Source organism: Pantoea sp. R102, from assembly GCF_004916815.1.
In the GTDB taxonomy this organism is placed as follows: Bacteria; Pseudomonadota; Gammaproteobacteria; order Enterobacterales; family Enterobacteriaceae; genus Pantoea; species Pantoea dispersa.
Genome location: NZ_SDFT01000049.1, coordinates 26,747 through 48,466, shown reverse-complemented (window position 1 = coordinate 48,466; position 21,720 = coordinate 26,747). Strand labels below are relative to the sequence as shown.

The window sequence follows — 21,720 nt, the reverse complement described above, 5'->3', positions numbered from 1 at the left end:
GGAGTGTTCCATGGCACTGATCTCTCTGGCGCAGGGCCTCGCCCATGCGCAGCAGCACGGTTACGCGCTCGGCGCGTTCAACGTTCTCGACACCCACTTTCTGCGCGTGCTGTTCCATGCGGCGGAGCAGCAGCGTTCGCCGTTTATCATCAACATTGCCGAGGTGCATTTTAAATACGTCAGCCTGGAACCGCTGATCGCCGCTATCCGTGCCGAAGCGGCGCTGCACGCCATCCCGGTGGTGCTCAACCTCGATCACGGCCTGCATTTTGATGCGGTGATGCGGGCAATTCGCCTCGGCTTCACCTCGGTAATGTTCGATGGTTCAACCCTGAGCTATGACGAGAACATTCGCCAGACGCGGGAAGTAGTGAAGATGTGCCACGCGCTGGGCATTTCGGTTGAGGCTGAGCTGGGCGCCGTGGGCGGCGATGAGGGGGGCGCGCTGTTTGGCGAAGCGGACAGCAATAAATTCACCGACCCGGCGCTGGCGGCGGAATTTGTCCAGGCAACCGGCATCGACTGCCTCGCAGTGGCCATCGGCAACGCGCACGGCAAATACAAAGGCGAGCCAAAGCTTGATTTTGACCGTCTGGCGGCGATTCGCGCAGCGGCCGGCATTCCGCTGGTGCTGCACGGTGGTTCCGGCATCAGCGACGCCGATTTCCGTCGCGCCATCAGCCTCGGCATTCACAAAATCAACTTCTACACCGGTATGTCGCAGGCGGCGCTCGGGGCGATTGAAACGCAAATCACCCAGCGCGACGCGCGCTACGACTCGTTCGCCGAACTGTTAATGGCGGTTGAACGCGACATCGCCAGCGTTGTTGCCCAGCAGATGCAGGTGTTTGGCAGCGCCGGGAGGGCCTGACATGGCAGCACGCAACGGCATTCTGGCGGCGGGTAACATGCTGGTGGATCACGTGCAGCGCATCAGCCACTGGCCAGAACAGGGCTGGCTGGCGGAGATTAACCATAGCGAGAAATGCAGCGGCGGTGCAGCGCTGAATGTGCTGTTTACCCTGGCGCGCATGCAGGTCGGTCTGCCGCTGGCCGCCGTGGGGATGCTGGGCGAGGACAGCGACGGCGATTATCTGCTGCAGCTGCTGGATGAACATCATGTGGATCGTCAGCACGTGCAGCGCACCGGTGCGTCAGCCACGGCGATGACGCAGGTGATGACCGCGCCGGACGGTCAGCGCACCTTTTTTCATGCGCGCGGGGCCAATGCGCAGCTCGATGTGGCGCACTTCGCTCACCTTGCCACCGCGCACCGCATCTTCCACCTCGGCTATCTGTTGTTACTGGATAAGCTCGACCAGCCCGATGCGCAGTACGGTACCCGCAGTGCCCGGCTGCTGGCGGAGATGCAGCAGCGCGGCTATCTCACTTCGCTCGATCTGGTCTCACGCGCCGGCGAGTATCAGACGCTGGTGAAGCCGGCGCTACGCTGGCTCGATTATCTGGTGATTAACGAACTGGAAGCGCAGGCGCTCACCGGCATCGAGCTGCGCAGCAGTGGCACGCTGGCGTCACCGGCGGCGTTTGCTGCGGCGGCACGCTGGCTGCTGGCGCAGGGTGTGCGCCAGCGCGTGGTGATTCATGCACCGGAAGGCGCCTGGGGCCAGCAGCCAGAGGGCGACGGTCTGTGGCAGCCCGCCTGGTGCTTAGCGGCAGAGGAGATTGTCGGCAGCGTCGGGGCGGGCGATGCCTTCTGCGCCGGCGTGCTGTACGCCAGCCATCAGAACTACAGCCTGCAGCAGACGTTAAAGCTGGCCCATACCTGCGCCAGCTTTAATCTGCATGCGGCCAACGCGCTGGACGGCATCCGGCCACTGAGCGAGATGCAGCGCTGGATGGATCAGGCGATTTGCGTCTCGCGCGCCGCGGCGGACGGGCGCATCACATCGGCGGAAAAAACATAGCCCAGTCCGCGAATGGTGCGGATCAGGATCGGCTGATGCGGATTAGCCTCGATTTTGCGTCTGAGGCGCATGATCAGCACATCAATGGTGCGATCGAACACGTCGAGGCTCTCGCTGTGGGTCAGCTCCAGCAGCTGGTCGCGCGTCAGGACCTTACGCGCGTGGCCGACCAGCGCGCGCAGCAGACTGTATTCGCCCTGAGTGAGCGGCACGCTTTCACGCTGCGGATTGAACAGCTGACAACGCACATCATCCAGCCGCCAGCCATTAAACTGCCAGCCGTCATCAATCACCGTTTCCGGCTGCGCCAGTCGCCCGCAGCGGCGCAGCGCCGCACGGGCCCGCGCCACCACCACGCGGGGATTAAAGGGTTTGGCGATATAGTCGTCGGCGCCCATCTCCAGCCCAACCACCATATCGGCTTCCGATCCCATGCCGGTCAGCATGATCACCAGCAGCTCAGGGCGCTGACGCTGCATCTGCTGTAATACCAGCAGGCCGTTGGTATCGGGCAGCATCATATCCAGCATCACCAGGGAGATTTCCGGATGCTGCGCCAGCAGCGCCAGGGCGTCGCGCCCCTGATGACAGCTATAAACGGTAAACACATGTTCGCTCAGCACATCGTGCAGCAATTCGCAGATGGCACGATCATCATCAACGACCAGAATCGCGGGCTTCATTGCACTGCCTCTTTTGTTGCGAAAGGGTTAAACGCAGTGTAACCCGGCGTTTTTAAGCTGCTGAAACGCGCAGCAGAAACGTGAGCGCCATCGCCTGGCAGAGTGTGAAAGCGTGCGTTACCGCAATATTTCACCCCCGGCTGCGCACGGCGGGAAAACGTTTGCGCGCAGGTGGTGCAATGCACCATAATCGCGCCTCGTTCTGGTTCAGAATTTTCTTAGCCGCAACGGCACGCTGAAACGGAAACGATTGCGTCAGGGAGTGGCATAGCAATTGCTATGTGGACAGGGGATAGCACACGACGTTCTGCTGCCAGCGGTGGCAAAACGCCGGCATAAAAAAATAATTTTCCTCACTTTTTCCGCGTCAGCTTAGCCACCACGCGCGGAATAGCGGGAAAACGCCTTGGCAAGAGAGAGCAGGCCTGCGGGCCGTCTCCGCTGATGAGAGATGATGATGTTAGAAAAACTTTTTAAGTTAAAAGCTCACCACACCACGGTGCGCACCGAAATCATTGCCGGTATCACGACCTTTCTGGCAATGGCCTACATCCTGTTTGTGAACCCCAGCATCCTCGGGGCGACCGGTATGGATAAAGGCTCGGTGTTTGTTGCCACTTGTCTGGCTGCAGCCATCGGTTCGATTCTGATGGGCCTGATCGCCAACTATCCGATCGCGCTGGCACCGGGCATGGGCCTGAACGCCTTCTTCACCTACACCGTGGTGCTGCATATGGGCTACACCTGGCAGATCGCGCTGGGTGCGGTGTTCCTTTCGGCGGTGATCTTCTTTGCGCTGTCGATTTTTAAAATTCGCGAATGGATTATCGCCAGCATTCCGCTGCCGCTGCGTGCCGGGATTGCAGCAGGCATTGGCCTGTTCCTCGCACTGATTGCGCTGGAAGGAGCGGGCATCGTGGTGGATAACCCGGCTACGCTGGTCGGTCTGGGCGACCTGACCAAACCGGGTCCGCTGCTGGCGCTGCTTGGCTTCTTTATCATTGTGGTGCTGGAAGCGCGTCGCGTCACCGGAGCCGTACTGATCGGCATTCTGGTTGTTACCTTTATCTCGATGGGCATTGGCCTGACGCCGTTCGCGGGCGTGTTCTCTGCGCCGCCGTCGATTGCGCCGACCTTTATGCAGCTGGATATCGCCGGCGCGTTCAACGTTGGCCTGGTGAGCGTGATCTTTGCGTTCCTGTTTGTCGACGTGTTTGATAACACCGGCACGCTGCTGGGCGTGACGAAACGCGCCGGTCTGGCCGATGAGCAGGGCAACGTGCCGAAAATGGGCCGTGCGCTGATCGCCGATAGCGCCGCTGCACTGTTCGGTTCACTGCTGGGTACCTCAACCACCACCAGCTATGTGGAGTCCGCTGCGGGCGTCAGCGCCGGCGGCCGTACCGGTCTGACGGCGATTGTGGTCGCCATTCTGTTCCTGCTCAGCCTGTTCTTCTCGCCACTGGCGGGTAGCGTGCCGGTCTACGCCACGGCACCAGCGCTGCTGTTCGTCGCGGTGCTGATGGCTTCCGGTCTGGCAGAAATTGACTGGAAAGATGTCACCACGGCGGCACCGGTCACCGTGACCGCGCTGACCATGCCGCTGACTTACTCAATCGCTAATGGTATCGCCTTTGGTTTTATTACCTGGACGGTGGTGAAACTGCTGAGTGGCCGCACCAAAGAGGTCAATGCGGCGCTGGTGATTCTGTCGATTCTGTTTGTGATTAAACTCGGCTGGCTGAGTGCCTGATGCTGTGTAACGGAAGCCCGCCCGGGCTTCCGTGTAAGTTGTTACATGCGCGCAATGATTGTTTGCGTGATGTCTCGCAATGCCTGCCCGTCGCCACTTTTCACTTTCAGGCCTGTTGTTTACTGTCTCACCGTAAATTCTGCCATGCGCAAATTTTTTGCCTGCAGTGGCGGGATCGTGGAATGTTTAATCGCTGCCGCTCTGCTTAAATAGCGGTGTAGTGAGGCGATGACACAAGGTTGCTGAAGAAGGACAAGATAATGGATTATCCCGTTTGCACGCTGTCGCATCGGTTGCCGCCTCGCCTTCTGGCGTTAAGAAATCAGGGAGCACCGCTAATGGTACGATTAACCCAACACGTAGAACAGCTGGCGAACACCACTCAGCTGTTACAGCAGGATGTCGCGGTCCTGACCGCGCGTTTTGAAAACCTTGCAACCAGAGCGGACGTGGAACGCGTGCGTACCGAACAGGGACTGATGTGCAATCAACTGATGAATGAGATCGGGCAGGTGGAGAAACGCATCGATAAAAATTTCGAACGGTTAAATGACAGACTGATCTGGACCCTCATGTTGCCGGCTCTCATCGCCGTACTGGCATGGTTTGTAAAAGTGGCGGTGCTGAAAATTTAAGGTTGCCAGCAGAAATCCGGCCCGTCCATGGGCCGGAACAGCGGATTTAGCGGAAGGGCGGTTCGTTGAAGGTGCGTAGTTTCCTGGAGTGCAGTTTGTCACCCTCGGCGCGCAGCAGCTCAACGGCGCAGATGCCAATCTGCAGATGTTCCGAGATCGCGCCCTCATAGAAACGGTTGGCCTGGCCGGGCAGCTTGATTTCACCGTGCAGCGGTTTATCCGAGACGCACAGCAGGGTGCCGTACGGCACGCGGAAACGATAGCCCTGTGCGGCAATGGTGGCGCTCTCCATATCCACCGCCACCGCGCGGCTCAGGTTGAAGCGTAACGCAGATGCGGAGTAGCGCAGCTCCCAGTTGCGGTCGTCCGTGGTGACAACCGTACCGGTGCGCAGGCGCTGCTTCACCTCTTCGCCGGGCATACCGCTGACTGCTTTGGTGGCGTCGTACAGGGCACGCTGCACCTCCGCAATGCTCGGGATCGGGATATCCGGTGGTAATACGCTGTCCAGCACGTGGTCGTCACGCAGATAGGCGTGTGCCAGTACGTAATCGCCGATGCTCTGGCTTTCACGCAGGCCACCGCAGTGACCAATCATCAGCCACGCATGTGGGCGCACCACCGCGAGGTGGTCGCAGATGGTTTTGGCGTTCGACGGACCGACGCCAATATTGACCAGCGTGATGCCGCGACGATTGGGCGAGGTTAAATGCCAGGCGGGCATCTGATGCTTCTTCCACGCCAGATCCGACATCATCGCCGTTGGGTCCTGCGTTTCCGCCGTGATCACCACATCGCCGGCGCAGGCGAGACTGTCGTAAGGCGTGCTGGGGTCCTGCACCTGCTCAATCGCCCAGCGCACGAACTCATCGACGTAGCGCGTGTAGTTGGTGAACAGCACAAACGGCTGGAAGTGTTCTACCGCGGTGCCGGTGTAGTGACGCAGGCGCGCCAGGGAGAAATCGGTGCGCAGCGCGTCGAAATGCGACAGCGGGAATAGCGCGTCGGCGTTGAACAGGCCATCAGCGGTTTCATCGCCGATCTGCGACAGTTCGGTCGTCGGAAAATGGCGCGCAATACTGGCGCTCATGGAGCGGTCCAGCGACAGGTCGGAGCCATCAATCACATAGGGATAAGGGATTTCCTGCTGTGACGGGCCCACCTCAATCAGCACGTCGTACTCTTTTTCGATCATCTGCAGCTGTTCGCTGAGATAGTGACGCAGCAACGCCGGGCGCGTGATGGTGGTGCTGTAGCGACCGGTGTGGGTAAAACGTCCCCAGGCGCGGGTGCGATTTTGCTGCGGGCCTTCACCCTGCCAGGTGATGCGCAGCTCCGGATAGACAAAAAGCCCCTGCTGGCGCAGCCCGGCGTCCGGCAGTGTGCCGCTGGCAGTGAATGTGCGAATGGCGTTGCGCAGCGCTTCAACCGCGTCGTCATAAAGACGCTCCAGTTGATCCAGCGCCTGTTCGGTGGTCAATCCGTTCCGTTGCGTATTCATAGATTCTCCTTCAGCAATTTGGACCGATTTGACCAGAGCATAGCGGATAAACCTCTCATCACGATGAAGAATCTGTGATCGACCGCATTCTGCACCATCACGGTGCTGGTAGGCGGCAAAAGGCTGGCTATGTTTATCAGGTGCAGGGAGGCCACATCGCACGTTTTCCGCCCGGCTGCGATGCCGCTGCAAAAAAATTGTCACCGATTGTCTTCTCTGGCGAGCTTTTTGCTTAAATTTCAACCGTGGTCGCGCTGACCACACTGCTCTCGAAGTGTTTCAGATTGATTTCTCCCAGGCCGTGGTATGGCTCCGTTCCTGACCCGTTGAGGATTGAAAGCATGTCTTTGAAATTCATAAAACACCCATTGAAGGTGGTGATGGCAGGTTGTTTAAGCATGGCGTTCTACGCGCAGGCTGACATAAAGATTGGCGTGGCCGGTCCGTTTACCGGACCGAATGCTACGTACGGTACACAATACTGGAAGGGCGCCAGCCAGGCCGCGGCGGACATTAACGCGGCGGGCGGCATAAACGGTGAAAAAATTGTGCTGGTGCAGGGCGATGACGCCTGCGAACCCAAGCAGGCGGTGGCCGTTGCCAACCGGCTGGTGGATCAGGACAAAGTGATGGCGGTGGTGGGCCATTTCTGCTCATCCTCGACCATGCCAGCCTCAGAGGTGTATGACGAGGCGGGCGTACTGGCGATTACGCCCGGTTCAACCAATCCACAAATCACCGAGCGCGGCATGAAAACCCTGTTCCGCATGTGCGGGCGGGATGACCAGCAGGGAAGTATCGCCGCGAACTATATCCTCGATACGCTGAAAGCGAAGAAAGTGGCGGTGATTCACGATAAAGATACTTACGGTCAGGGGCTGGCGGATGCCACCAAAGCGGCGCTGGAGAAACGCGGCGTCAAAGAGGTGCTGTATGAGGGGCTGTCGCGCGGTGAAAAAGACTTTAATGCGCTGGTCACCAAAATCGGCGCGGTGAAACCGGATGTGGTCTATTTCGGTGGCTGCCATCCGGAGGCGGGTCCGCTGGTGCGTCAGATGCGCGAGCAGGGCGTCAATGCGGCTTTCTTCTCCGGCGACTGCATCGTGACGGAAGAACTGGTGACTGCCGCCGGCGGTCCGCAGTTCACTAAAGGCGTGTACATGACCTTCGGCAATGACCCGCGCACCATCGCGGATGGCAAAGCGGTGATTGAAAAATTCCGCGCCAGCGGTTTTGAGCCAGAAGGGTATACGCTCTACGCCTACGCCTCCATTCAGGCTCTGGCCGCCGCCTACAAAGCGGCAGGCAAAGACAATGAAAAAGCCAGCGACTGGCTGAAGGCCAACAGCGTTGACACCGTGATGGGCAAGAAGGCATGGGACGAAAAAGGCGACCTGAAAGTCTCGGATTACGTGGTCTATCAGTGGGATGACAAAGGCAAATATCACCAGCTGTAATTCGCTCTGCGGCCCCGCGCGCAGCGGGGCCGTTCGCATCTGAGCGTGACCTGTGCACGCCTTCCACCTGCGAGAGACAATATGGACGCCTTCTTTATACAGCAGCTGATTAACGGCCTGACGCTGGGCGCGGTCTACGGGCTGATCGCCATCGGCTACACCATGGTTTACGGCATTATCGGCATGATCAACTTCGCCCACGGCGAGGTGTACATGATCTCTGCTTATCTGTGTGCGATCGGGCTGGCGCTGCTCAGCTACTTTGGCATTCACTCCTTTCCACTGCTGATCTTTGGCACGCTGTTGTTCACCATCGTGGTCACCGCCGCTTACGGCTGGGCCATTGAGCGCATTGCCTATCGTCCGCTGCGCAATTCCACCCGGCTGGCACCGCTGATCTCTGCCATTGGTATGTCGCTGATTCTGCAAAACTATGTGCAGCTCAGTCAGGGACCGAATCAGCAGGGCATTCCTACTCTGCTCAGCGGTGTGCTGCGTATGGAGATTGACGGCGGCGTGGTGCAAATCACCTGGACCAAAGTGTTTATCCTGGTGGCGGCGCTGTGCGGGATGGCGCTGCTGACCTGGATTATCCAGTACACCAAACTGGGCCGTATCTGCCGTGCGGTCCAGCAGGATCGGCGCATGGCGTCGATTCTCGGTATCAATACCGACCGGGTGATTTCGCTGGTGTTTGTCATCGGCGCGGCGATGGCCGGGCTGGCCGGGGTGCTGGTTACCATGAACTACGGCACGTTTGATTTCTACGCCGGCTTCATTATCGGCATCAAAGCCTTCACCGCGGCGGTGCTGGGGGGCATCGGTTCGCTGCCCGGTGCGATGCTGGGCGGTTTGCTACTGGGCGTGGCCGAGGCGCAGTTCGCCGGGCTGGTGAACTCTGATTACAAAGATGTGTTCTCGTTTTCGCTGCTGGTGGTGATTTTAATCTTCCGTCCGCAGGGACTGCTGGGCCGGCCGCTGGTCGCCAAAGTGTGAGGAAGCCAGAATGAATGCAATGACGCAAACCAGCGGCATCCGTCAGGTGCTGCTCGACACGCTGCTGGCCGGTGCTGTCGCGCTGGTGGTGTTCGGCCCGGTAGTGGGCGTGGTGCTCAGCGGCTACAGTTTTACGCTGTCGCCGCTGCGCGTGGCGCTGCTGGTGGCAGTGGTGATGGCAGGACGTTTGCTGCTGGGGCTGTTTCTGCATACCGCCGTGGGGCGCCGTTTTCTGCGCAAGTTTGAGGGCAACGATGACGGCGTATACGTGCGTGAACCCGGTTACCGCTCGCGCCTGCGCTGGATAATACCGCTGCTGCTGGTTGTGGCTCTGGCGTTTCCGTTTCTCTCCAGCAAGTATCTGCTGACGGTGGCGATTCTCGGGCTAATCTACGTGCTGCTGGGACTCGGGCTCAATATCGTGGTCGGCCTCGCCGGGCTGCTCGATCTGGGCTACGTGGCATTTTACGCCATTGGTGCCTACGGGCTGGCGCTGGGCTATCAGTATCTCGGGCTGGGGTTCTGGAGCATGATCCCCATCGCTGCGCTGCTGGCGGCATTGGCCGGTGCGCTGCTCGGCTTTCCGGTGCTGCGCATGCACGGTGACTATCTGGCTATCGTCACGCTCGGCTTCGGTGAAATTATCCGGCTGGTGCTGAATAACTGGCTGTCGTTCACCGGGGGCCCGAACGGCGTCTCGGTGCCGTCACCGACCTTTCTCGGCCTTGAATTCGCCCGCCGGGCAAAAGAGGGCGGCATACCGTACCACCAGTTTTTGCATCTCGATTACAACCCCAACATGAAGTTCATCTTTATTTACGTGGTGCTGGTGCTGGTAGTGCTGCTGGTGCTGTTTATCAAGCACCGGCTGACGCGCATGCCGATTGGCCGGGCGTGGGAAGCGTTGCGTGAAGATGAAATCGCCTGTCGCGCCATGGGGCTGAATCACGTGCTGGTGAAGCTGTCGGCCTTTATGCTCGGAGCCTCAACCGCCGGTATTGCCGGGGTATTTTTCGCCAGCTATCAGGGGTTCGTTAATCCCACCTCGTTTACCTTTTTTGAGTCCGCGCTGATTCTGGCCATCGTGGTGCTGGGCGGGATGGGCTCGACGCTCGGCGTGGTGCTGGCCGCGTTTGTGCTGACGGTGGCGCCCGAGCTGCTGCGCAGCTTTGCCGAGTACCGCGTGCTGCTGTTTGGCATGTTGATGGTGCTGATGATGATCTGGCGTCCGCGCGGCCTGGTGCGCACCGCACGCGTCGGTGTGCCGCTGAGAAAAGGAGTACGCCATGAGTGATGCCATCCTGCAGGTTGATAACCTGATGATGCGCTTTGGCGGCATCAAAGCGCTGAATGATGTCAGTCTGCGCGTGGAGCGCGGCTCGGTCACCGCGCTGATTGGCCCCAACGGCGCGGGCAAAACCACGGTATTTAACTGCCTGACGGGATTTTATCGCGCCAGCGGCGGGCGCATTGTGCTCAATGCCCATCAGCGCAGCACCGATGTGATCCAGGTGCTGGGCCAGAAGATTCAGCCGGGTGACTGGCTGCGGCCGGCGCGGCTGGGCTCGCGTATCTGGTACAAGATGTTTGGCGGCGCACATCTGGTCAACCGCGCCGGTCTGGCGCGTACCTTTCAGAACATCCGCCTGTTTCGCGAGATGTCGGTGGTGGAGAACCTGCTGGTGGCGCAGCATATGCAGGTCAACCGTCAGCTGCTGGCCGGCATCCTCAATACCCGCGGCTATCGGGCGGCGGAGAGTCGCGCGCTCGATCGCGCTTTTTACTGGCTGGAGCGCGTTGATCTGGTCAGCAGTGCCAACCGGCTGGCCGGTACGCTCTCTTACGGCCAGCAGCGCCGGCTGGAGATTGCGCGCGCCATGTGCACCCGGCCGGAGCTGATCTGCCTGGATGAGCCCGCAGCGGGGCTTAATCCGGTCGAAACCGAGGCGCTGAGCCAGATTCTGCATCAGCTGCGCGCCGATCATCGCATCAGCGTGCTGTTGATTGAACACGATATGCCGATGGTGATGCGCATTTCCGATCACATCGTGGTGCTGGATCACGGTGACGTGATCGCCCAGGGCACGCCGCAGCAGATTCGACACGATGCGAAGGTGATCGCCGCTTATCTCGGCGCGGAAGAGGAGAGCGAGCATGGCTGAAGCAATGCTGGCGTTTGAACAGGTAGATGTGTTTTACGGCCCGGTGCAGGCGCTGAAGCAGGTGTCGCTGACCGTGGCGGAAGGGGAAACCGTCGCGCTGATTGGGGCCAACGGTGCGGGAAAATCCACGCTGCTGATGTCGATTTTTGGTCAGCCGCGCATTGCCAGCGGTGAAATTCGCCTGCGCGGAGAAGCCATCAGCCAGCGGTCGACCCATTTTATCGCCGCCAGCGGCATTGCTCAGGCGCCGGAAGGACGGCGCATCTTTCCGGATATGACGGTGGAAGAGAACCTGCTGATGGGCACCATCGCCATCGGCGAGCGCTACATGAAGCAGGATAAAGAACGCATGTACACGCTGTTTCCACGCCTGCTGGAGCGGCGAAAACAGCGGGCAATGACGCTCTCCGGCGGCGAACAGCAAATGCTGGCGATCGCCCGCGCGCTGATGAGCCGGCCGCGTCTGCTGCTACTGGATGAACCCAGCCTCGGGCTGGCCCCGCTGGTGGTAAAGCAGATTTTCAGCATCCTGCGCGAGCTGACGCAGCAGGGCATGACGCTGTTTCTGGTGGAGCAGAACGCACGCCACGCGCTGCAACTGGCGGATCGCGGTTATGTGATGGTCAATGGCGAAATTCGTCTGAGCGGCAGCGGCAGCGAACTGTTGCATAACGAAGAGGTGCGCAGCGCCTATCTGGGCGGCAGCGTCGGCGCGGGCGGGGAGTCGGCGAAAAGTTTGTAATAATGATTAAATGGTGACGGGAAACACTTTGCATAATCGTTAGCAGCCTATCATCATTATTACTCTACTTCTTAACCAAAGTGATTTGGTACTCCCTTGCAAAATCCTGGCGTAGCAGTAATGCGGGCGATCAGAAACACGGCGTGGTATCCCAAACGCCGTGCTTATCGCACGCTGTTGTGGCGTGAAATCACCCCACTGGCGGTGCCCATCTTTATTGAGAACCTGTGCGTGATGCTGATGGGGGTTCTCAGTACCTTTCTGGTGAGCTGGCTGGGCAAAGAGGCGATGGCGGGCGTTGGGCTGGCCGACAGCTTCAACATGGTGATCATCTCCTTTTTTGCCGCCATCGATCTCGGTACCACGGTGGTGGTGGCGTTCAGCCTGGCCAAACGCAACGGCAAGCGTGCGCGTGCGGCGACGCGGCAGTCGCTGGGATTGATGACGGTGCTGGCGTTTGTGCTGGTCATCGCCATCGAGTTCTGGGGGCATCTGATTGTTGACGTGATTGCCGGCAACGCCGAGCCGCAGGTCAAAGAACTGGCACTCAGCTATCTGCAAACCTCCGCGTGGAGCTATCCGGCGGCGGCGATTGCGCTGATAGGCAGCGGCGCGTTGCGCGGTGCCGGCAACACTAAAATTCCGATGCTGATTAACGGCGGCATGAATATCCTGAATATCATCATCAGTAGCGTGCTGATCTACGGTGCGCTCGGCTGGGAAGGGATGGGATTTGTCGGTGCCGGGCTGGGATTAACCATTTCACGCTATATCGGCGCGGCGGCGGCCATTTACGTGCTGTATCGCGGCATCAGTCCGGCGCTGAAAATCACGCTGGCCAGCTATTTCCGCCGCTGGGATCGTAAAATCCTGATGGAAGTGCTGGGGATTGGCGTACCGGCCAGTATCGAATCGGTGTTGTTTAACGGCGGCAAACTGCTGACGCAGATTTTTGTCGCCGGCATGGGCACCAATGAGATCGCCGGTAATTTTATTGCCTTCTCCATCGCCACGCTGATTAACCTGCCGGGCAACGCGCTGGGTTCTGCGTCGACCATTATCACCGGCAGGCGCTTAGGGAAAAATCAGGTGATGCAGGCGGAGCGGCAGATCAAGCACGTATTCTGGCTGGCGATGATTGGGCTATGTACGCTGGCGTTTATCACCGTGCCGCTGGCGGGCACGCTGGCGCGATTCTACACCCGCGATCCGCAGGTGATTGAGGTAACCAAACACCTGATCTGGCTGAATGCCGCCTTTATGCCTATCTGGACCGCCTCCTGGGTGCTGCCGGCCGGACTAAAAGGCGCGCGCGACGCACGGTACACCATGTATGTATCGATGTTCAGTATGTGGGGCGCGCGCGTGGTGGCCGGTTATCTGCTCGGCATCGTGCTGGGCATGGGGGTGATTGGCGTCTGGCTCGGCATGTTCCTCGACTGGACGGTGCGCGGTATCAGTTTCTGGTGGCGTTTAACCAGCGGCAAATGGCTGAACAATTACCGCAAAATGCTCGCGAAGAGCAGTGGCCCATAGGGCTGAGGAATCCCACAAAAAGACAGGCACAGGGTTTTATGATCGGGTTATTGCGCCAGCAAAAACAGATCGCACCCTATGCCTGCCATACCCGGCCCCGCCTCAAGCCGCACGGCTATTTTCGGGCTGACCGCTGCCTTTCCGCTGGCAACCTAACTCAGCGCTTTCGTGAATTCGATCGTGATGCGACAACTGTGCGCCTTGCCAGTAAACCTAAAAAATTTTTTTAATTTCCTTAAGAATTGTCTTTATTGCGCCGTCCTGAAAATGAGAGCTTTCTTAGTGCGATGGGTGTAGAGATGATGGCAGTCAACTGGCAGACAATAGATAAGGTTGTATACATCAACCTGAACAAACGCAAGGATCGCAGGGTACGTATCGCTCGTCAATTAAAAGCAATTGGCGTACCACGTGAAAAGATTGTCCGTTTTGAGGCTATTGAAGAAGCGCCAGGCTATATCGGCTGTATTAAATCACATATTCTCGTGCTGCAAATGGCTCAGCAAAACGGCTGGAAAAATGTATTGATTCTGGAAGACGATATGGTTTTCCATGATGATATTCAGACCAAACAGCGAATTGATCTATTTCTCTCCTCTTTACAGCAGATCAACTGGCATGTCGCGCTGCTCGCTGCCAACTATGATAACGTCGTGCCGTTAAAAAGTGTGGATTATATTGTTAAGCCGCAATATGCATGGTGCGCTTGCGCTTACATTGTGAACGGTGATTATTACTCCACTCTCATTGATAATTATGCAGAAAGCTTGCAGGGGTTACTGGCGGGTGGCGTTCCTCAGTGCTGGGCTTTAGATGTACGCTGGAATAGTTTGATAAAACGTGACCGCTGGTTGGGTATCTTTCCCAATGCGGGCTATCAGGCCGCTGATAAAAGTGATATCGAAAACCAACCTGTTGATTATCGAGCGCATTTCGCTAAAAAATTAGAAGAAATAGTGTGGCCAGCCTATCAACCTGGCGAAGAAAAGATAAAAGTGGATATCTTTTTCCAGTGGGCCCCCGGCTGGACTAACTTTGAGTCGGTATATCGCGCTATGCAGGCCAAACCGCATTTTGATTGCCAGATTATCCTTGCGCCCTATTTCAGTCGGGGCGCAAAAGCACCGGATTACACTGCACAGCGTGATTTATTAAATGATAAGGGTATCCGGTATACCGAGTATCACGAGTATGAGATTACGGCGCGTAAGCCGCATGTGGTTTTTTTACAAAATCCTTATGATGATGCACGTCCCAATGAACTGCAAAGTTTGACGCTTAATCGACGCAATATTTCTATCGCCTATATTCCTTATGGGTTAGATATGGGTGATGGCGAGAGAAACCGTGTTTATCAGTACAATCTTCCCTGTCAAAATGTTGCCAGGTGGGTATTCGTTCGCTCTCAGCGGCATAAAGATGAGTTTGCTAAATATTGCGGAAATGGCAATCAACACGTCTATGTTAGCGGACATCCAAAGCTTGATAACTATCCATCACGCTTTGGCGCCCAGGCGGATGGCAAAGTTAATAAAGACAAGCCAACGCTATTATGGGCACCGCATTTCGTCATGCCTGATGATGAAAAGATGTGGTCTACATTTAATTTATATACACAGGCAATGCTCGATATCATCAAACGTGATGACGTTAATTTGATTATTCGGCCACATCCGCTTTTTAAACAATTTCTGGATATTCGTATAGAGCGCGGAACACACAGCGAAACTGCTCACAACTGGCAAATGCTGCGCGAATACTCTCATCTCAAATCACATGTGGAGTGGGATTTTTCTGCAGATTATCGCTACGCCTTTTCACAATCAGATGCGCTGATGGCAGATGCAGGATCGTTTTTGCTGGAGTATTTACCTTCGCGTAAGCCAATCCTTTTCCTGACTCATAAAAACTGCCTCGGTATTAACAGTAGCGCTGAATTTATTTATGACGCTTATGACGTTGCGAATGAATCCGCAGATATTAAAACTTTCGTTGATAATCTTGTTTCAGGCAAGGATCCCATGCGTGATAAGCGACTGCAGGTTTTACGTGATGAACTTCATATGCCAGAGCAGGGCGCAGGCAGTGAGATTGTAAAAATCATTGAAAAAACCCTTATGCCCGCTGGAGTTCATCACAATGTCTTCTAAACGCGCCGCAATATTACTGGTTGCTGGTCAGGGAATGAGAATGGGGCATCTGACCCTGAATTATCCTAAATGCTTGCTGCCGGTCGGTGAAATCACCGTGCTGGATACGTTGCTGACTGAGCTGTTAAAATGCGGCGAGCGTGAAATTGTACTGGTTACCGGTCATCAGTCATCAGTTGTAGAACGCTGGATTAAAGATAATTATGCTGATGCTAATATTAAGTTAGTGCACAATGATAATTATAAAAATGATGTCAACATATTATCCGTTGAAAAAGGTGTCAGCGCGCTTAATCATCCTGAATATGGCTATACAATTATCGAAACGGATGTTTTGCTGGATCCACGTGTATGGCCGCGGTTAATGCAAGCTGAAATGGGCAGTGACAGTTTTTGGCTCACCCATGGTTATTACAACGCTTGCCTTACTGGCGGTATTGTCGAAGCCAGTAAAGCTGAACCTGCTATAAAGAAAATTGCCTATGTGCCCGATTACGACTCCGCATTTGATGGCTGGATGAAAATGGTCGGCTTGCTAAGTGTCTCTCCGGAACAGGTGGAAAACGATCGACGCCTGCGGCAGACGTTTTTACAGACAAGTACCCAGCAATATTACATGGCACCCTGGATTGTACACCGCTCTTGCTTACCCTGCCGTGCTGTAGATATTACGGATTTGTTTGCAAGATCTTTCAACGAAGAAGTCGATTACCGGCAGGCGGTTGCGGATTATCATTTATTATTAGAAAATTTTGAGGCACTAAAATGAATGTAGAGTTTTTTGAACCACAAAAATTGCGTCATATTGAAAAATTCAGTTCACGTCGCGTTGAATGGTTGCGTAATAAAATTATTCAGGAAGGCGTATGGGTAAAACCTCTGGCGCTTGATCTACACCATAATCTGGTACTGGACGGCCAGCACCGTATGGAAGTCGCGCTCAGTCTGGGACTAAAAAGAGTGCCGGTCGTACGATTTGATTACGCCTCGGTGCCATTAAGATCGTTGCGCGAAAATCATCAATTTGACTGGCAGGAAGTGGCGAGGCGTGCATTAATTAATGACATCTACCCTTATAAAACGGTAAAGCATGATTTCGTTGTACCCATGCCGGTATGTCAATTTTCGCTGCAGGAGTTAGGCTATCATGGTTGAAAATGCCATCATTCTGGCCGCCGGCAGAAGCCTGCAACTGGATGGTAAAAATAAAGTTTTAATTCGCCATCCCAAAACGCGGAAAACGATTCTCGACTATGCTATTGATGCCTTTCATGGGAAAAGAATTACCGTAGTGATTGGCTTTGGTGCGTTACAGATTATGGAGTCCTACCCTGATCTGAATTACGTTATCAATGACAACTGGGCAACGACTAATAATGCAATGAGTCTGGGATTGGCCCTGAATCAGATTAATAGCCCCACGTATGTTGTCTCGGGAGATATGTTTTTTTCTCCTCAGCTTATCCATGAAATGGATCACGCTGAGGGAAATCTCGTTTTGACTCACCAGCGGCATAATCGCATGCTGACCTCCATTCATTGTGACGTTAATCGCCGGGGCATCGTGGAGGAGACGTATCTGGGACCGATACGCGCCGCAGAGCACCCTGAGGCTATGGGTCTGTTTAAAGTCAGTGATATGGCACTCCTGAGTCAGTGGCATAAGCAATGCCTGCGGTATGGTAATTTGTATGCCGCCCAAACGTTACCGTGTCAGAAAACGACAGCACTCTACGCTCACGACCTGGGGGAGCATGCATTTAATGAAATTAATACGCTGGCAGATTACTGGCGTCTGATGCAGGAGGATCACGGTTAATGATACGAGCTATTACGCTGGGCTTGCCTTACTCCGCTATTTCCGACGGGCATTCTGAGTCACGTTTACATCACTTTCGCACGTTAGTGATTGATAAACTCCAGTCTCGTCGTTGGCCACTGCGAACCTTACGTTTAACTCTGCCACCATTGAATGATCGTGATGAAGATGAGATTTATACCCTGCCAGCACGAATAAATTCAATCAATGCGTTGGCTGAAAGACTTGATATTCGTTGGTTTTGCTTACCGCTGGACTTAACGCATGGCGATAATTACCGCGGACGGTTAGATGCCGCGTTTGCTTTACTCTTCAGGCAACCGCGTATGTTTCTGAATCTGATGGTAGCCGATGAGCAGGGTATAAATATTCGAGCCAGCCATGACGTTGCCCGTTTCATGTTGCAGGTAGCACATCGCAGTAATAATGGCTTTGATAATTTCCGCCTCGGTGCCTCATTGCGTTGTCCGCCAAATGCCCCGTTTTTTCCGTTTTCCCGGCATGAAGGTGAGACACTGAAGTTTAGTTTTGCCCTCGAAACTACCGATATTGCTTTGGAATTGAGTGAGCAGGTACGGGAAGGCAACATGCTGCTGGCGGACTTTGCTGACCAGTTTATTCTTCGACTCTGCGCACGCTTACGCGAAATTGATGCATTCGGTCATGAGCTGGCGTCTGATTCAGGGCTTGAGTATGCCGGTCTGGATGCCTCGCTGGCGCCTTTTCCGGATGGCAGTATTTCTGTTGGCAGGTTAGTTGAAAATCTTGGTGCGCGTCCTGGTGGCGTTCAGGGATCACTCTTTATAACCAGTATTCTGACGAATGCGATTAAAAGCGCAGTCGCAATCAGTGGTGCTCGCGCAACGGGTTTTAATGGCGTCATGTTCTCAGTACTGGAAGATGATGCCCTGGCGAGTACCAATAATCGTCGTGCATTAAGCATTGATACGCTTAATGCATGGTCAACTGTTTGTGGTTGTGGATTAGATATGCTCCCGGTGCCAGGTTCGACACTGCCTGAAGATATTGCCGCGATTATTCTTGATACGGCTGCACTCGCGGTGCGGTTAACGAAACCGCTCGGTGTACGTTTATTACCTATTCCTGGCGGAGAGGTAAATGAATTTACACGCTTTAATTATGACTTCCTCTGCAATAGCCGCATTATGAATATCGCGAAAAGTGATGTCGATTTTTCTGCTGATAATGAACGCTGGACGTATCGCTAAAATCAGGCTTAATGAAATGTTAGATGCAAAAAAAGTGAAGGATTTTTGGGATCGCCGAGCGGATAATTACAATAAGTTATCGTTTGAAAGTTTAGCAAATCTGGAAAACGATCCAAAATTTCTCGATATTAAAATTCGCACAGAGATGCAAAAAGTTTTTGCCTGGTTGCCTGACCTGACAGGGAAAACGGTACTTGATCTCGGCGCCGGGGTCGGGCAGTGGGCTTTTCGTTTTCAGCATGAGGGCGCAAAAAAAATCACCGCTGTAGAGTTTTCAGCTGCAATGATTGAAGTGGGTAAGCTTGAAGCCAGAAAACGCAATATTGATAATGTCGATTTCATTCTTTCATCTGCCGAGAGTTATTGTAGCTCAGAGCAGTACGATGTCATTTTTATATCTGGCCTGATGATCTACCTTAATGATGAGCAAGCTGAAAAATTGTTAAGTAATTTGCGTACTTACAGTAAACCAGAAAGCACTATATTATTGCGTGATGGTACGGGGGTCGGTGAAAGGTTCGAAATCAATAACCGCTATTCTGCGAATCTGCAAGCAGAGTATTCGGCTACATATCGAACTGCTGAGCAATACGAAGCTATATTTGCGCGGTATGGTTTCAGCTTAACCAGGAGTGAAAATATGTTCCCTGAAGGTCATATGCTTAATAAGTATCCTGAAACCCGATTACGCCTTTATCACTTTGAGCAAAAAAATGGTTAATATCTCACCTCTCTATGACGATGTTAGCTGGCCGGCAGATGAAGGTGTTTTAGGCGTCGTAGGCGTAGCCCCCTGGGCAACACTGGATTTTTGCCAGCAGCTGTATGGCCTGGTTCAGGCAGATAAAGAGTGGCAATATCCGCGACTTATTATTGATAATAATAGTAAAATTCCCAGCCGCGGGCGTCATTTGCAACTGGGTGAACGTGATCCTTCTCCGTGGATTCACGCAACTATTACAGAACTCGCTGCTGCGGGTGCGACGGTTGCCGTTGTGCCTTGTAATACCGCTCACCTCCTTTGGTCGCGCTGGAGCAAGGACGCAGCTATTCCGGTTATTAATATTATTGATGCCACACTTGAGCATATTGCGCCTCAGGGCAAGCGGGTCGTTGTGCTCGGTTCGCAAATGTTGTACCAGAGCAGGCTGTATCAGGATGCGCTTACGCAACAGCACGCCGAGATCGTCAATGTAGCTGCATCCACCCAACAGCTAGTGACACGCTGCATTAACGAGATAAAAGCCACAAAAAGCGTGTCTGAACTATCAATGCGCCAGTTAGCGGACGCCGTAAATAGCTGGAAGCAACAGGGTGCTACGCACATTATTCTGGCTTGCACAGAGTTGAGTTTGCTAAAACACAGCGCGATCTGGCAGGAAATGACGTTAATTGATTCGAGCGAAGCTCTCGCGCGTGCCGCTTTGCGCGCCATATCATTTCGCCGCCTGCGTAATTAAGGCGGACGAATTATTTCAACGTCGAAGGGCCGCTTAACTCATTAATTTTCCCGCCCCCGGGCGGGGTAAACATCAATTTGTATCACACTGTATCTCCCGCCACACAGCACACACGCCGTTGCATAACCCGCCAGTCTGTACATATCCGCTATACATCGCCGTGGTCTTCTGTACGCATCAACCGAATGCATGGAGATACCACGATGTTAACCCGACTGTTTATTTCAACGTTACTGATGGGCGCCTCTGCGACCTGTGCCTGGGCGGAGCGACTGAGCGCTGCTGACGTGCTGGGCCCGGCAGCCGTGGCGCCACTGGATCATCCCCAGCCGCCTGCGCGATTAATTGTCGATGCGCCGCTGGCCGGACCGCTGCGCAAGGGCGCGGTGTTTATCCAGTACCGGGCAGAAAACCTGCGCATCGAGCCAGTGTTTGGCCAGGAAGCGCTGAAAATCACGCCGCGCATCGGCCACATTCACGTCATCGTGGATGACAACTCGTGGCACTGGGCGGACACCAGCGGTGAGCCGGTGATTCTGGTCGGTCTGCCTGTCGGGCCGCACAAGGTCACCCTTATTCTTGCCGATCCTACGCATAAACCGATCGACAGCAAAACCATCACCTTTAACGTGCCCGTACAGATTGCACCGCACTGATGACCCGGAGATAAATTATGAAAACACTGTTACGTCAGACTCTGTTGGCAACGCTGGTTCTCACGGCGGCAGGCACCGCGTTTGCCGCCACCCCGGCCTCACACGATTACGCTGCTGACTTCAGCCACGTGCAGCAGATCAACGCGGGCGTGCTGAACACAGGCTATGTGGACATCGGTCCGCGTGATGGTCAGGCGGTGATTTTGCTGCACGGCTGGCCGTACGATATCCAGAGCTATGCTCAGGTGGCACCGGCGCTGGCGGCTAAAGGGTATCGGGTGATCGTGCCGTATCTGCGCGGCTTCGGCAGCACGCGTTTCCTGTCGGATAAAACGCCGCGTAACGGCCAGCCTTCGGCAATCGCAGCGGACGTCGTGGCGCTGATGGATGCGCTCAATATCAAACAGGCCGTGCTGGGCGGCTTTGACTGGGGCGCACGCACGGCGGACATCGTCGCGGCCCTATGGCCGGAACGGGTAAAATCGCTGGTGTCGGTCAGCGGCTATCTGATCAGTAGCCAGCAGTTGGGTAAAAAACCGCTGCCGCCACAGGCCGAACAGCAGTGGTGGTATCAGTTCTATTTCGCCACTGAGCGCGGTCAGCAGGGGTATGCCGCCCATACACACGACTTTGCGAAACTGATCTGGCAGCAGGCATCGCCCGGCTGGAAATTCAGCGATGCCACCTTTAACCAGAGCGCCAAAGCGCTGGATAATCCGGATCAGGTGGCGATCACTATCAGCAACTACCGCTGGCGCCTGGGCCTGGAAAAAGGTGAGCAAAAATATGCCGCTTATGAGAAAACATTAGCCACGTTACCGACAATTCGCGTCCCCACCATCACCATCGAAGGGGATAATAACGGGGCGCCGCACCCGGCACCGGAGACGTACCGCACCAGGTTCAGCGCCAGGTACCAGCATCGCACCTTCACGGGCAATATCGGACACAATCCGCCAGCGGAAGCACCGCAGGCGTTTGTGCAAGCCGTTGAGGATGCGGCCGCACTGTAGCGG

The 21,720-nt window shown here is 55.2% G+C and carries 23 protein-coding genes; 21 read left to right on the top strand and 2 right to left on the bottom strand.

Features of this window, described 5'->3' with window-relative positions:
* Positions 1 to 10: 10 nt before the first annotated feature.
* Positions 11 to 871 (top strand): ketose 1,6-bisphosphate aldolase, encoded by an 861-nt coding sequence (locus tag ERD80_RS06965; RefSeq protein WP_136546323.1) that lies wholly within the window; start codon positions 11 to 13, stop codon positions 869 to 871.
* Position 872: 1 nt separating this feature from the next.
* Entirely contained in the window at positions 873 to 1,925 is a 1,053-nt protein-coding gene (locus tag ERD80_RS06960) for a carbohydrate kinase family protein (RefSeq protein ID WP_136546321.1), read from the top strand.
* Here ERD80_RS06960 and ERD80_RS06955 read toward each other — a convergent pair.
* Positions 1,862 to 2,608, bottom strand: a complete 747-nt coding sequence (locus ERD80_RS06955; protein WP_104188831.1) for a response regulator transcription factor — start codon at positions 2,606 to 2,608, stop codon at positions 1,862 to 1,864. The genes ERD80_RS06960 and ERD80_RS06955 overlap by 64 nt on opposite strands.
* A 454-nt stretch (positions 2,609 to 3,062) precedes the next feature.
* Between ERD80_RS06955 and ERD80_RS06950 the strand changes: the two genes are divergently transcribed.
* Both ERD80_RS06950 and ERD80_RS06945 read left to right on the top strand, forming a co-directional pair.
* Positions 3,063 to 4,361 carry an NCS2 family permease gene (locus ERD80_RS06950; RefSeq protein WP_021509817.1) on the top strand — a complete coding sequence of 433 codons (1,299 nt, stop codon included), beginning with the start codon at positions 3,063 to 3,065 and terminating at the stop codon, positions 4,359 to 4,361.
* A 260-nt stretch (positions 4,362 to 4,621) separates the two neighbouring features.
* Positions 4,622 to 4,996: a hypothetical protein gene (locus tag ERD80_RS06945; protein ID WP_248295837.1), complete on the top strand. Its 375-nt coding sequence runs from the start codon at positions 4,622 to 4,624 to the stop codon at positions 4,994 to 4,996.
* Between the two features lie 46 nt (positions 4,997 to 5,042).
* Here the strand turns inward: ERD80_RS06945 and ERD80_RS06940 are convergent, their stop codons facing one another.
* Entirely contained in the window at positions 5,043 to 6,497 is a 1,455-nt protein-coding gene (locus ERD80_RS06940; protein ID WP_021509819.1) for an AMP nucleosidase, read from the bottom strand.
* A 74-nt stretch (positions 6,498 to 6,571) separates the two neighbouring features.
* On the opposite strand from ERD80_RS06940, the gene ERD80_RS22445 reads away from it, so the two are divergent.
* The 17 genes from ERD80_RS22445 (at position 6,572) to ERD80_RS06860 (ending at position 21,717) form a co-directional block, all read left to right on the top strand.
* Positions 6,572 to 6,733 carry a hypothetical protein gene (locus tag ERD80_RS22445; protein WP_155519940.1) on the top strand — a complete coding sequence of 54 codons (162 nt, stop codon included), beginning with the start codon at positions 6,572 to 6,574 and terminating at the stop codon, positions 6,731 to 6,733.
* A 162-nt stretch (positions 6,734 to 6,895) separates the two neighbouring features.
* The gene (locus ERD80_RS06935; protein ID WP_168926258.1) at positions 6,896 to 7,954 is read left to right on the top strand and encodes a branched-chain amino acid ABC transporter substrate-binding protein; all 1,059 of its coding nucleotides are present in this window, start codon (positions 6,896 to 6,898) and stop codon (positions 7,952 to 7,954) included.
* Positions 7,955 to 8,035: 81 nt separating this feature from the next.
* Entirely contained in the window at positions 8,036 to 8,950 is a 915-nt protein-coding gene (locus ERD80_RS06930; protein WP_021509822.1) for a branched-chain amino acid ABC transporter permease, read from the top strand.
* A gap of 10 nt (positions 8,951 to 8,960) precedes the next feature.
* Positions 8,961 to 10,244, top strand: a complete 1,284-nt coding sequence (gene livM / locus ERD80_RS06925; protein WP_088516815.1) for a high-affinity branched-chain amino acid ABC transporter permease LivM — start codon at positions 8,961 to 8,963, stop codon at positions 10,242 to 10,244.
* Complete coding sequence (locus tag ERD80_RS06920; protein ID WP_021509824.1) at positions 10,237 to 11,112, top strand: ATP-binding cassette domain-containing protein; 876 nt, start codon at positions 10,237 to 10,239, stop codon at positions 11,110 to 11,112. The genes livM and ERD80_RS06920 overlap by 8 nt, the downstream gene beginning before the upstream one ends.
* On the top strand, positions 11,105 to 11,854 hold the full coding sequence (locus tag ERD80_RS06915; RefSeq protein WP_058771132.1) for an ABC transporter ATP-binding protein: 750 nt from the start codon (positions 11,105 to 11,107) through the stop codon (positions 11,852 to 11,854). The genes ERD80_RS06920 and ERD80_RS06915 overlap by 8 nt, the downstream gene beginning before the upstream one ends.
* Before the next feature lie 120 nt (positions 11,855 to 11,974).
* Positions 11,975 to 13,390 (top strand): EmmdR/YeeO family multidrug/toxin efflux MATE transporter, encoded by a 1,416-nt coding sequence (locus tag ERD80_RS06910; RefSeq protein ID WP_136546317.1) that lies wholly within the window; start codon positions 11,975 to 11,977, stop codon positions 13,388 to 13,390.
* The gene (locus ERD80_RS22440; protein ID WP_168926257.1) at positions 13,342 to 13,620 is read left to right on the top strand and encodes a hypothetical protein; all 279 of its coding nucleotides are present in this window, start codon (positions 13,342 to 13,344) and stop codon (positions 13,618 to 13,620) included. The genes ERD80_RS06910 and ERD80_RS22440 overlap by 49 nt, the downstream gene beginning before the upstream one ends.
* Before the next feature lie 69 nt (positions 13,621 to 13,689).
* Positions 13,690 to 15,540, top strand: a complete 1,851-nt coding sequence (locus ERD80_RS06900; protein WP_136546315.1) for a glycosyltransferase family 25 protein — start codon at positions 13,690 to 13,692, stop codon at positions 15,538 to 15,540.
* The gene (locus ERD80_RS06895; RefSeq protein ID WP_136546313.1) at positions 15,530 to 16,309 is read left to right on the top strand and encodes an NTP transferase domain-containing protein; all 780 of its coding nucleotides are present in this window, start codon (positions 15,530 to 15,532) and stop codon (positions 16,307 to 16,309) included. The genes ERD80_RS06900 and ERD80_RS06895 overlap by 11 nt, the downstream gene beginning before the upstream one ends.
* Positions 16,306 to 16,695, top strand: coding sequence for a hypothetical protein (locus ERD80_RS06890; protein ID WP_058757367.1), 390 nt, complete (start codon positions 16,306 to 16,308; stop codon positions 16,693 to 16,695). Before ERD80_RS06895 ends, ERD80_RS06890 begins: the two co-directional genes overlap by 4 nt.
* Entirely contained in the window at positions 16,688 to 17,359 is a 672-nt protein-coding gene (locus tag ERD80_RS06885) for an NTP transferase domain-containing protein (protein ID WP_021509830.1), read from the top strand. Before ERD80_RS06890 ends, ERD80_RS06885 begins: the two co-directional genes overlap by 8 nt.
* Positions 17,359 to 18,588, top strand: a complete 1,230-nt coding sequence (locus ERD80_RS06880) for a DUF711 family protein (RefSeq protein ID WP_136546311.1) — start codon at positions 17,359 to 17,361, stop codon at positions 18,586 to 18,588. The genes ERD80_RS06885 and ERD80_RS06880 overlap by 1 nt, the downstream gene beginning before the upstream one ends.
* Positions 18,545 to 19,309, top strand: a complete 765-nt coding sequence (locus ERD80_RS06875) for a class I SAM-dependent methyltransferase (protein WP_136546309.1) — start codon at positions 18,545 to 18,547, stop codon at positions 19,307 to 19,309. Before ERD80_RS06880 ends, ERD80_RS06875 begins: the two co-directional genes overlap by 44 nt.
* Entirely contained in the window at positions 19,302 to 20,048 is a 747-nt protein-coding gene (locus ERD80_RS06870; RefSeq protein ID WP_059012206.1) for an amino acid racemase, read from the top strand. Before ERD80_RS06875 ends, ERD80_RS06870 begins: the two co-directional genes overlap by 8 nt.
* Positions 20,049 to 20,284: 236 nt before the next feature.
* The gene (locus tag ERD80_RS06865; protein ID WP_248295838.1) at positions 20,285 to 20,704 is read left to right on the top strand and encodes a DUF6130 family protein; all 420 of its coding nucleotides are present in this window, start codon (positions 20,285 to 20,287) and stop codon (positions 20,702 to 20,704) included.
* Between the two features lie 17 nt (positions 20,705 to 20,721).
* The gene (locus ERD80_RS06860; RefSeq protein ID WP_136546305.1) at positions 20,722 to 21,717 is read left to right on the top strand and encodes an alpha/beta hydrolase; all 996 of its coding nucleotides are present in this window, start codon (positions 20,722 to 20,724) and stop codon (positions 21,715 to 21,717) included.
* Positions 21,718 to 21,720 lie beyond the last annotated feature (3 nt).